The sequence below is a fragment of the Nocardia anaemiae NBRC 100462 genome, assembly GCF_001612725.1.
Lineage (GTDB): Bacteria > Actinomycetota > Actinomycetes > Mycobacteriales > Mycobacteriaceae > Nocardia > Nocardia anaemiae.
This window is the reverse complement of sequence record NZ_BDAZ01000008.1, coordinates 133,364-145,130: the sequence shown is the minus strand read 5'-3', so window position 1 is coordinate 145,130 and position 11,767 is coordinate 133,364. Positions and strand designations below refer to the sequence as shown.

General features: G+C 67.3%; 9 protein-coding genes. 6 read left to right on the top strand and 3 right to left on the bottom strand.

From position 1 onward, the window contains the following. The first annotated feature begins 15 nt into the window (after positions 1 to 15). The gene (locus NA5_RS06170) at positions 16 to 1,215 is read left to right on the top strand and encodes a M20 family metallopeptidase (RefSeq protein WP_062983311.1); all 1,200 of its coding nucleotides are present in this window, start codon (positions 16 to 18) and stop codon (positions 1,213 to 1,215) included. Positions 1,216 to 1,261: 46 nt separating this feature from the next. Here NA5_RS06170 and NA5_RS06165 read toward each other — a convergent pair whose 3' ends face one another. Beyond that, positions 1,262 to 1,741, bottom strand: coding sequence for a gamma-glutamylcyclotransferase family protein (locus NA5_RS06165; RefSeq protein ID WP_062982810.1), 480 nt, complete (start codon positions 1,739 to 1,741; stop codon positions 1,262 to 1,264). A 125-nt stretch (positions 1,742 to 1,866) separates the two neighbouring features. Here NA5_RS06165 and NA5_RS06160 point away from each other — a divergent pair, with 125 nt between their 5' ends. From NA5_RS06160 to NA5_RS06145, 4 genes are all read left to right on the top strand, one after another. Beyond that, positions 1,867 to 3,270: an NAD(P)H-quinone dehydrogenase gene (locus NA5_RS06160; protein ID WP_062982808.1), complete on the top strand. Its 1,404-nt coding sequence runs from the start codon at positions 1,867 to 1,869 to the stop codon at positions 3,268 to 3,270. A gap of 378 nt (positions 3,271 to 3,648) precedes the next feature. Further along, on the top strand, positions 3,649 to 4,620 hold the full coding sequence (locus tag NA5_RS06155) for a hypothetical protein (protein WP_245672114.1): 972 nt from the start codon (positions 3,649 to 3,651) through the stop codon (positions 4,618 to 4,620). Positions 4,621 to 4,692: 72 nt separating this feature from the next. Continuing rightward, a complete protein-coding gene (locus NA5_RS06150) occupies positions 4,693 to 5,736 on the top strand; it encodes a DUF8176 domain-containing protein (protein ID WP_245672113.1) in 1,044 nt (347 codons plus the stop codon). Positions 5,737 to 5,816: 80 nt separating this feature from the next. Next, the gene (locus tag NA5_RS06145) at positions 5,817 to 6,992 is read left to right on the top strand and encodes an aminotransferase-like domain-containing protein (protein ID WP_062982806.1); all 1,176 of its coding nucleotides are present in this window, start codon (positions 5,817 to 5,819) and stop codon (positions 6,990 to 6,992) included. Between the two features lie 3 nt (positions 6,993 to 6,995). Here the strand turns inward: NA5_RS06145 and glpK are convergent, their stop codons facing one another. Further along, complete coding sequence (glpK, locus tag NA5_RS06140; RefSeq protein WP_062982804.1) at positions 6,996 to 8,495, bottom strand: glycerol kinase GlpK; 1,500 nt, start codon at positions 8,493 to 8,495, stop codon at positions 6,996 to 6,998. A 290-nt stretch (positions 8,496 to 8,785) separates the two neighbouring features. Here glpK and NA5_RS06135 point away from each other — a divergent pair, with 290 nt between their 5' ends. After that, on the top strand, positions 8,786 to 10,519 hold the full coding sequence (locus tag NA5_RS06135; RefSeq protein ID WP_062982802.1) for a glycerol-3-phosphate dehydrogenase/oxidase: 1,734 nt from the start codon (positions 8,786 to 8,788) through the stop codon (positions 10,517 to 10,519). Positions 10,520 to 10,522: 3 nt separating this feature from the next. On the opposite strand, the gene NA5_RS06130 is transcribed toward NA5_RS06135, so the two are convergent. After that, complete coding sequence (locus NA5_RS06130; RefSeq protein WP_062982799.1) at positions 10,523 to 11,761, bottom strand: sensor histidine kinase; 1,239 nt, start codon at positions 11,759 to 11,761, stop codon at positions 10,523 to 10,525. Positions 11,762 to 11,767 lie beyond the last annotated feature (6 nt).

The following is an 11,767-nucleotide window of genomic DNA, read 5'->3' as shown; positions in this document are numbered from 1 at the left end:
GTGACGCGCGCGACCATGGGGGGCCAGGGCAGCGCCGCGCAATCGGATATCGCGGAAGTCGGACCGGATGCGGTCGATTCCTGGCTGGCCGAGCACACGGTCGATCTCATCCAGTGGCGTCGGCACATCCACGCGAACCCGGAGCTGTCCCGCACCGAATTCGCCACCACCGAGTTCGTCTCGGCCTGGCTGACCAAGGCGGGGTTGACGCCGCAGAAGATGCCCAACGGCACCGGGGTGCTCTGTGACATCGGTCCGGTGGACGCACCGCGCATCGGATTGCGCGCCGATATGGACGCGCTCCCGCTGCAGGAATTCACCGGACTCAGCTTCGCCTCGACCGTCCCCGGCGTCTCGCACGCCTGCGGTCACGACGCGCACACCACGATCCTGCTCGGCACCGCGCTCGCGCTGGCCGATCAGGAGCTACCGGTGGGCGTGCGATTCGTCTTCCAGCCCGCCGAAGAGGTGATGCCGGGTGGTGCGATCGATATGGTCGCCGCCGGGGCGATGGAGGGCGTCGATCGGATCTTCGCACTGCACTGCGATCCGCGCCTCGAGGTCGGCCGGGTCGGCATTCGGGTCGGTGCGATCACCTCGGCCGCCGACACCATCGAATTGGTCCTCGATTCGCCGGGCGGGCACACCTCGCGTCCGCACCTGACCAGTGACCTGGTCTACGCCATCGGCACCGTGATCACCGGCCTGCCCGGTCTGCTCAGCCGCCGCATCGACCCGCGCACCAGCACGGTGATGGTCTGGGGTGCGGTCAGCGCGGGCAAGGCGCCGAACGCGATACCGCAGACCGGCATGCTCACCGGCACCGTCCGCACCGGCGATCACGCGACCTGGTCGCTGTTGGAGCCGATGGTGCGCGAGATCGTGGACGGCCTGCTCGCCCCGACCGGAGTGCGCTACCAGCTGAACTACCGCCGCGGCGTGCCGCCGGTGGTCAATGACGAGCACTCGACCAGGATGTTCGAGGACGCGATCCGCATGCTCGGCCCGGACGCGCTCGCCGACACCTTGCAGTCCGGTGGCGGTGAGGATTTCTCCTGGTACCAGGAAGAGGTGCCGGGCGCGATGGCCCGCCTCGGCGTGTGGTCCGGGCACGGCGAACAGCTGGATCTGCACCAGCCGACCTTCGATCTCGACGAGCGCGCGCTTGCCGTCGGTGTCCGGGTGCTCAGCAATATCGTGTTGAACGCGAGCTGACGAAGACAAGAAAGCGGCCGACCCTCGATGGGTCGGCCGCTGCTGTTCAGCTGCCGAAGAAGCCGGGTCCGACATTCTTGCTGTTGCGAGTGCGTAGCGCATGCACGTATTCCGCTGGCGCGCCTGCCTTTTCGGCCGCATCGGCCATGACGCCGATATACCGTGCCGACGGTAGCCCGCCCTCGTAGGCATCGAGGACATACAGCCAGGCCAGGATGGGTTCGGAACCGCTGCCCGCACTCGGCGTCACGCGCAGCCGGATCTTGCGGTGGATGCCGAAATCGGAACCCTCCCAGCGGTCCAGGCGCTGCTCGTCCTCGGGCGATACGTCGTAGAGCACGACGAATACCCGCTCGCCCGGCTCCTCGACGACGGTGGCCAGCGGGCCCTCCCAGCCGATGTCGTCGCCGCTGAAGGTGAGGCGCCAGCCCTCTAACCAGCCCGTCCCGTACATGGGGGAGTGCGGACAGCGCTCGAGCATCTGGGACGAGTCCATGTTGGACCCGTAGGCGGCGTAGATCGGCACGACGCAAGGGTATCCAATAACCTGCGCGCATCGTCTCTATCCCGGCGAGATGACCGTGTGTTCGCCAGCTAACGTTGTTTACCGGCACCGGAGATCCCGGTCGAACAGCTCCAGCGGAGGTATCCATGACCCGCATAGCGATCATCGGTGGCGGACCGGCCGGTTACGAAGCGGCTTTGGTGGCGGCCCAACACGGGGCCACGGTCACCCTGATCGATAGCGACGGCATCGGCGGGGCGTGCGTCCTGTGGGACTGCGTGCCGTCGAAGACCTTCATCGCCTCGACCGGCGTGCGCACCGATCTGCGTCGCGCCCGTGACCTGGGCATTACCCTCGATCCCAGCCAGGCCCAGATCGAATTGGGCGAGGTGAACGCGCGGGTGAAGGCGCTGGCGCTGGCCCAGTCCTCCGATATCCGATCCAAGGTGCAGGCCGCGGGCGTGACGGTGCTGGCCGGACGTGGACAGCTCAGTGATCCGGCCACCGGGCTGGCCGCGCACCGGGTGCGCGCCCTGCTGGCCGATGGCACCGAAGAGGCCGTCGAGGCCGAAGTAGTGTTGATCGCCACTGGTGCGAGCCCGCGCGTGTTGCCCGGCGCCGAGCCCGACGGCGAGCGCATCCTGAACTGGCGTCAGCTCTACGACCTGGAAGAACTCCCGGAGACCCTGGTCGTGGTCGGTTCCGGCGTCACCGGCGCCGAATTCGTCTCCGCGTACACCGAAATGGGTGTACGGGTGAAGTTGGTGTCCAGCCGAGACCGGGTGCTGCCCGGCGAGGACGCCGATGCCGCGCTCGTACTCGAGGACGCGCTCGCCGAACGCGGCGTCGAACTGGTCAAGCACGCGCGCGCCGATGCGGTGGAGCGCACCGCCGAGGGCATCGTGGTCAAGCTCTCCGACGGCCGCACCGTCACGGGTACGCATGCGCTGATGACCGTCGGCTCGATTCCGAATACCGGTGACCTCGGCCTGGAGCGGGTCGGCATCGAGCTCGATCGCGGTGGCTATCTGCGGGTGGACCGGGTGTCGCGCACCTCGGTGCCGGGCATCTACGCCGCGGGGGACTGCACCGGCCTGCTGCCGCTGGCCTCGGTGGCCGCCATGCAGGGCCGCATCGCGATGTACCACGCGCTGGGTGAGGGCGTCAGCCCGATCCGGCTGAAGACGGTCGCCTCGGCGGTATTCACCCGTCCGGAGATCGCGACCGTCGGCGTGAGCCAGACCGCCATCGATAACGGCGAGGTGCCCGCGCGCACGGTGATGCTGCCGCTGAACACCAACCCGCGAGCCAAAATGTCAGGTCTGCGCAGGGGTTTCGTCAAGATCTTCTGTCGGCCCGCGACCGGTGTGGTCATCGGCGGAGTGGTCGTCGCCCCGATCGCGTCGGAGCTCATTCTGCCGATCGCGCTCGCGGTCCAGAACAATCTGACCGTCAACGATCTCGCCCAGACCTTCTCGGTGTATCCCTCGCTCACCGGCTCGGTCACCGAGGCGGCGCGCCTGCTGATGCGTCACGACGACCTGGATTAACGCCGCTGTGTTCGATTTGCAGCGCCTGCGGCGCCGCGAACGTCGCTCGTAAGACTCGCTCCGTCGTGGCCGGATATGCGGTCGATGTCGAGTGCCCCGAGTCTTACTGTCTTGTCTGGATTTTCATCGCGTTGCCAGTACGGCGCGCATGTGGTTCACTTCCCGCAGAGATGCGATCGGCGGGCGATCGCGAGGGTTCTGTGTGGGGGGATCGATCCTTTCCAGCGGGAACGGCGAACGGCCGCTTGGTCGTTCGGCGGTCCTCGTTCGTGGACCAAGCGTCTCACCAGGGATAACTGCGTGCGACCCACTCGGTTGCACACGGGAAAGGGATTGCGAAAAGTGAAACATCGTAAGCCGAGTCGGACGCAGCGAGCGATGGCGAGCACATCGTTGCCACTGGCCACCGCGGCGGCCGTGGCCACGCTCTTCGCGGCGCCGGCGGGGGCAGTTCCGGATCAGCCGAGTACACCGACCAACCCGGCGCCCGCGCCCGCCGATCCGGGCAGCACCACGCCGACGGATCAGGGCCAGCCGGAGACCACCAAGCCGGATCCGGGTAAGCCGGAGGCCAAGCCGTCGCCGACGCCGAGCCAGCCGGGTGTCACCACGCCGGATCCGAATCAGGTCATGCCGAATCAGCCGAGGGATCCGAAGCTGTCGACGCCGACCCAGCCGGGTGTCACCACCCCGCGCGTCGCGCCGCTGCCGGTTCCGGGTCAGGCCGGACCCGATATCCCGGCCGTGGTGCCGGAGACCGCGCCCGGCGCGGAGGCTCCGAAGCCCGCGCAGCCCGGTGCGAACACCCCGAGCGGTCCGAACGCCCGGACCCCGCAGCAGCCGCAGTCGGACACACTGGTGCAGCAGCCGCGCTGGTCGGCCCCGCGCTTCCAGCAGGCTCCGGCCGCGCCGGTAGTCGAGATGGACGGCCCGCACCAGGAGATCAGCGCCAATATCGACGGCGGCTCGCTTGCGCCCGGCTATGTGGCCAACACCCACCACTTCAACAATGCCTCCGGCTATGTCGGCACCATCGGATACCGCACGCCGACCGGGCAGGGCGAGGCCGGTGTGTCGGTCGAATACATCACCGCCAACAGCGTCAAGGTCACCTCCTACACCGGTGGTGAGGGTCTGGCCGACAACAAGACCGAGGTCGTGATCGACACCACCGAGGCCAACCTGGCCAAGGCCGCTGTCGAGCACTGGATTCGGGAACAGCCGGGCGGCGCGGCTGCCCTCGAGGCCGCCGCACAAGTTAAACTTCCGGTGCCGCCAGGCGAACTGGCTCCGCAAACGGTCGACGTCGCCGGGGTCACCACCCAGTGGGGTGGGTCACTCCAGTACTGACACGAGCTGATTCGACGGGTGGGGCGGTCGTTCTCGACCGCCCCACACGTGTGTCCTGGGGAAAGGATTGGTGTGGGCTCCGTGGGTGATGGCAGGGACAACGAATCCGACCGCTCCGGGTCGGACTTCGGACCCCCGTTGGACGATTTCGGCCCGCCGATCTCCGAATTCGGCCCGCCGGTAGGCGATTTCGGTCCGCCGACGGGTGGGCAGGCTCGACCGCAGTGGTCGGTGCCCGAGCCAGCCACGGATCATCCCGAGCTGATCTGGCGGCCCGCCGACGAACCGCCGACGGTGCCGCCGCCACCCCCGCAGTACCGCGCGCCGGATACGACGGTCTTCGGCCAAGCGCCGCCACCGCCACCCCGGCGACCGGAACCGCCGATCGAATCGGACCCCAATGAAGCCACCGTCCGGCATACGACCCCAGCAGCTGGTCAGCGCGACACCTGGTGGAGCAGTCCCACCGAATCCGGCGGGGTGCCGAAGCCGCCGTCCGAGCCGCCCGGCCTGTCCTGGGCCGACGATCCGATCGCCAAGCGCCTTGCGCCGAAGCTGATCTCCGACACCATTACCGCGACCCCGACTCGGCACCGTTCGCGCGGCCGGTGGATCGCGCTCGGCGTGCTCGCCGCGATCGTGGTGGTCCTCGCGCTGGTGGTGACCTTCGTCGCGGTCAAGCGCGACGACAACGGCAGTCCGAAGGCGGCGCCGCCCGCTCCGCCGAGCACCTCCGCCGCATTGAGCTGTCCGGCGAGTAAAGACGGCAAGGTGACCCGTGGCAACGGGCAGGGCGACACCGCGAGCGGCCCGGGTGCGATCCTCGGCTTCCAGTACGAGTTCTACGTCGACCGCAATGGCGAGGGGGCGCGCAGATTCGTCGCACCGGATGCCGAGAATGTGTCGACGGCCGAGGTCATCCAGCAGGCCATCAATGAACAGATCCCGGTCGGCACCACGCATTGCCTGCGGATTGCCGAGTCGGCCGCGGACACCTTCGAGGTGGATCTGACCGAACATCGCCCCGACGGCACGACCAATGTCTACCGGCAGACCATCATCACGGTGGTGCGGGACGGCAAGACCGTGATCTTCGCCATTCGGGAGCGCATCTGACCAGATCATGGGATGAATATTTCCCAATTTGGTAGCGGTGTGCGACAGTGGGATTTCGCGTGTCCCCTCGGAGGTTTTCCATGTCGCCGACCAATCCACCGCTCGCGGCCAAACTGGGCGGACTGAAGAGTTCGGCGATTCGTGATCTGCTGAAACTGACCGCGCGCGACGAGGTGATCAGCCTCGCCGGTGGTCTGCCCGATGCCGAGCTGATGCCACGGGAACGGCTCGCGGCAGCGGCCGACGCGGCGCTGCGTGGTTCGGCGGTGTTGCAGTACACCGAGTCGGCCGGATGGTTCCCGCTGCGCGATGTGCTGCGGCAGCGGGAGTCGGCGAAGCTCGGCCGTGCGGTGGGGCTCGACGAGATCTTCGTGACTCATGGCTCGCAGCAGGCGCTTTCCCTGCTCGCCGAGGTGCTGCTGGATCCGGGCGCGCTGGTTGTCGTCGAGGATCCGGCGTATGTCGGTGCGCTGCAAGTGTTCCGGGCGGCCGGGGCACGAATTGTTGCGGTGCCTCTGGATTCCGAGGGCATGCGGGTGGACGTGCTGAAGCAACTGCTGGCGAGCGGCGAGCGTCCGGCGATCGTGCACACGGTGAGCAATTTCCACAATCCGGGTGGCGTCACCATGAGTCCGCCGCGTCGTCGCGAATTGGCCGAACTCGCCGATACCCACGGCTTCTGGGTGATCGAGGACGATCCGTACGGTGAGCTCTGGTTCGACCGGCCCTCGCCCGATCCCGTGGCGACCTACTCACGCAACGTGATTCGGCTTTCCAGCGCCTCGAAGATCCTCGCCCCCGCGCTGCGGGTCGGCTGGATGGTGGCGCAGGAGCGGATCTGTCGCGCGGTCGAATTGCTGAAACAGGGTGCGGACCTGTGCGGGTCGGCGCTGACCCACCAGATCGCCGCCGATCTGCTCACCGACGAACCCTGGCTGACCGGCCACGTCGACACCGTCCGCACCGCATACGGTGACCGCGCCAAGGCGCTCGTGCACGCCGTGCGCACCCGCTTCGGCGACCGTGTCACCTGCACCGATGCCGCCGGTGGCATGTTCGTCTGGGCCGATTTCACCGACGGCACCGATACCGATCGGCTGCTGCCGCGAGCCCTGGAGCACGGCGTCGCCTTCGTCCCCGGCTCGGCCTTCGCCGTCGATACCGACTACAGCCACGCCATGCGCATGTGCTTCACCACTTCGGACGCGGCGACGTTGGCGGAGGCGATCGACCGGCTGGCTCGCGCGGCCGAATAGTGGTCAATCCACCCAGTTGTAGGTGCGCTCCACGGCCTTGTTCCAGGCGGCCAGGTGGGTCTCGCGGTCCGTCGCCGACATCGCGGGCTGCCAGGTCTTATCCGCGGCCCAGTTGGCGCGGATGTCATCGGTGCTCTCCCACAGTCCGACGGCGAGTCCGGCCGCATAGGCGGCACCGAGCGCGGTGGTTTCATTGACGACCGGGCGGACCACCGGCACGTCGAGAATGTCGGACTGGAACTGCATGAGCAGATCGTTGCCGACCATGCCGCCGTCGACCTTGAGGGTGGTCAGCTCCAGCCGCAGCTGCTGGGATTCGGCGTCGGCGCGCATCGCGTCCATGACCTCGCGGGTCTGAAATGCGGTGGACTCCAATACCGCTCGCGCCAGATGTGCCTTGTTGACGAAGCGAGTGAGGCCCGCGATGACCCCGCGCGCGTCCGGGCGCCAGCGCGGCGCGAAGAGGCCGGAGAACGCGGGAACGATATAGGCGCCGCCATTGTCCTCGACGCTGCGCGCCAGCGGTTCGATCTCGTCGGCGGCGGAAATGATGCCGAGATTGTCCCGGAACCATTGCACCAGTGAGCCGGTCACCGCGATGGAGCCCTCGAGTGCGTAGACCGCCGCCGCGCCGCCGAGCTGGTAGCAGACCGTGGTGAGCAGGCCGTGCTTGCTGAATACCGGTGTGGTTCCGGTATTGAGCAACATGAAATTGCCGGTGCCGTAGGTGTTCTTGGCCTCGCCCGGGGACAGACAGGCCTGGCCGAAGGTCGCCGCCTGCTGGTCGCCGAGAATGCCCGCGACGGGTATGCCTGCCAATGGGCCGGAGGCGATCTCCGCGTAGACCTCCGATGAGCTGCGGATTTCGGGCAGCATCGACCGCGGTACCCCGAATTCCGCGCAGATCTTCGAATCCCATTGCAGCGTACGCAGATCCATCAGCATGGTGCGCGACGCATTGGTCACATCGGTGATGTGCTGACCGGTGAGTTTCCACAGCACCCAGCTGTCGATGGTGCCGAAACACAGCTCACCGGCCTCGGCCCTGGCTCGCGCGCCCTCGACATTGTCCAGAATCCAGCGCAGTTTCGGACCGGCGAAGTAGGTGGACAGCGGCAGACCGGTGCGGTCCTGGTAGCGCGTCGCGCCGAATTCGCCGCCGAGTTCGGTGACCAGACGGTCGGTGCGGGTGTCCTGCCAGACGATCGCATTGTGAATCGGCTTGCCGCTGGCGCGGTCCCACACCACCGTCGTCTCGCGCTGATTGGTGACGCCGACCGCATTGATCTCCTCGGCGGAGATCCCGGTGCTGCGCAGCACCTCGCCGAGTACGAATTCGGTATCGCGCCAAATGGTTTCCGGATCGTGCTCGACCCAGCCCGGCCGCGGGAATATCTGCTCGTGCTCGCGCTGCGCGACACCGACGATGCGGCCCTGCCGGTCGAAGATGATGCACCGACTCGAGGTCGTGCCCTGATCAATGGCGGCCACATAGCGACGCATTCGTGCAGGCTACTAAAACCGACGTGGCTCGCGGTGAAAACAGCGGACCGCGCCGCACATCACCTCGCGACCAGCATGGTGTCGGACTAGTGTTGGGATCGGTTACCGACGAGTAGCGTGGGCTGTCGGCCGCGGGCGACACGGCTTCGGCCCCCGACCGGGATCGTCGCCGACTCCTTTAGCCTGTACAACAGAACACCGCCCCCGGACTGAGCAGCTCGATCGTGTGCCCCGAAAGACCACAAACGTCGTCTGAACCCCGACGCCGGGGTCGGCTGGAGGATACGAGCATGACCATGAAACCGGAATCGCAGTTCCTGGGTCCCGAACAGCGCGTGGCGGCATGGGAGCGCTTCGGTAAGGACCACTTCGACGTGGTCGTTGTCGGTGGTGGCGTGGTCGGCTCGGGTATCGCGCTCGACGCGGCCACGCGTGGTCTGAAAGTCGCGCTGGTCGAGGCGCGTGATCTTGCCTCCGGTACCTCCAGCCGCTCCTCGAAGATGTTTCACGGCGGGCTGCGCTATCTCGAACAACTGGAATTCGGGCTGGTGCGCGAGGCATTGCGGGAGCGCGAGCTCACACTCTCGACCCTGGCACCGCATCTGGTGAAACCGCTGCGCTTCCTCTACCCGCTGACCCGCCGCGGCTGGGAACGTCCGTACGTGGCCGCCGGACTGATGCTCTACGACACCATGGGCGGTGCGAAATCTGTTCCGGGCCAACATCATCTGACCCGGCACGGGGCGCTGCGGCTGGCGCCGGGCTTGCGCCCCGACTCGCTGATAGGCGGCGTCAGTTATTACGACACGGTCGTCGACGATGCCCGCCACACCATGACGCTGGCCCGCACCGCCGCGCACTACGGTGCGGTTATCCGCACCTCCACCCAGGTCGTCGGCTTTCTGCGCGAAGCGGACCGGGTCGTCGGGGTGAAGGTGCGCGACAGCGAGGACGGCCGCACCGGGGAGGTCCGCGGGCATGTGGTGATCAATGCGACCGGTGTGTGGACCGATGAGATCCAGGCGCTTTCGCACAATCGCGGCCGCTTCCACGTGCGTGCGTCCAAGGGGGTGCACATCGTGGTGCCGCGCGACCGCATCGTCAGCGATGCCGCGATCATCCTGCGCACCGCCACCTCGGTGCTGTTCGTCATCCCGTGGGGCGCGCACTGGATCATCGGCACCACCGATACCGATTGGAATCTGGATCTCGCCCATCCGGCGGCGACCAAGGCCGATATCGAATATCTGCTGGATCGGGTCAACCAGGTGCTTGTCACGCCGCTCACCCCCGACGATATCGACGGTGTCTACGCGGGCCTGCGCCCTTTGCTCGCGGGCGAAAGCGATTCGACTTCCAAGCTGTCGCGCGAACACGCCGTCGCCCGGGTCGCGCCGGGGCTCGTCGGCATCGCGGGCGGTAAGTACACCACCTACCGGGTGATGGCCTACGACGCGGTCGATGAAGCGGCACAGGACATTCCGGCGCGTGTCTCGCCGTCCATCACCGAGAAGGTTCCGCTGCTCGGTGCCGACGGCTACTTCGCGCTGATCAATCAGACAGTGCAACTCGCCGAGGCCTATGGCGTGCATCCGTACCGGATCAAGCATCTGCTCGATCGCTACGGTTCGCTCATCGACGAGGTCATGGCCATGGCCGACGGCAAACCCGAACTGCTGCAACCGATTATGGATGCGCCGTCGTATCTGCAGGTGGAAGCCGTCTACGCGGCCGCGGCGGAGGGCGCGCTGCATCTGGACGACATTCTGGCCCGTCGGACCAGGATCTCCATCGAATACTCGCACCGCGGCGCGAACTGCGCCGAGCAGGTGGCACATCTGGTCGCGCCGATACTCGGCTGGGACGATGACGAAATCGACCGGGAGGTAAGCACTTACCAAGCACGCGTGGAGGCGGAGATCCGCTCCCAGACTCAGCCGGACGACCCCTCCGCCGATGCCCTGCGCATCGCGGCCCCCGAACCGCGCGCGGAGATTCTGGAACCGGTTCCATTGGACAGCTGAGAACTAGACAGCTGGCGGCGGTAGCACAATCGATGCGATCGTGCCGCCACCGGCGGCCGGTTCCATTGTCGCTGTGCCGCCGTGCAATTCGGCGATCCACGCGACCAGCGCCAGCCCGATCCCGCTGCCGCGCCCACCGCTCACCCCGCGCGCGAACGGACTGCTCGACAGTTGCGGATTCAAACCAGCCCCGTGATCGCGCACACTGACCCGACCATCGGCCACATGCACCTCCACGGGAGCACCGCGATTGATCGCCCCGTGCGTGATCGCATTCTCGATGAGGTTGCGTACCGCGAGGCTCAGCAGATTCGGATCGCCGACCACCACACTGGGATTCGCCTGCAGCACGATGTTCGCCTCCGGGAATTCCTCTACCACCGACTCGGTGAGCTGATCGAGCAGCAGCTGCACCTTCTCCATGGTGGTCACGCCAGCCTGCATCCTGGCACGCGCCAATAGTCCCGCGACGATCCGCTCCATCCGCCCGCCCAGCGCCCTGGCATCGACCAGCGCCCGCTCGACCTCGTGCGGATTGCGGCGGCGCGGTGCCGTGACCAACCCGAGAGTCGTAAGCGGCGTACGCAACTCGTGTGCGGCATCGCCGAGGAAACGCTCCTGCTCCTCGAGCAGCACAATGGCCTGCCGCATGCTCCGGCCCGAGAGCAGATGCCCGGCCACCGCCGACAGCGCGACCAGCGTGAGCCCGCCGACGACGAGTCCCCAGATCAACAGCGCCCGATCACGGTCGAACGCACCGGGATTCGTGCCCGCGATGACCACCGCCTTGGTCTGCGAGTCCTCCCAGGTGATGGGTGTCGCCGCGATACGGACCGGGCGGCCCGCACCGTCGTATCCGTCGCGGAAGACGGTCTCCCCGGCCAGATCGGCGTCATCGGCGAGTCCTGCGACGCCGTCGTCCTTGGGCAGCCAGGAGCGCAGATGCGCGAAGTTCTCCTGCCACTTGCCGTCCCCCGGTGCGCTGAGCACCATCACCGCGACCTCGCCATTGGCCAATGCGTCGTTCTCGAGCTGGCTCACATCGATGGTTTCCTCGCCCTCGGGCAGGTTGACGGCGCGGAATAGTCCGCTCACCACCCGATCGAGGGAATCGTCGAGCGCGGCCTCCCGCGAGCGGGCATCGATGGTCGCCGCGACAATGCCGAGAATGATCAGGCAGGTCGCGGTGATGGCGGTGATCAGTGCGGTGAGCAGCCAGCGGGTGCGGCGCAGGCGGGCCACGGCGGG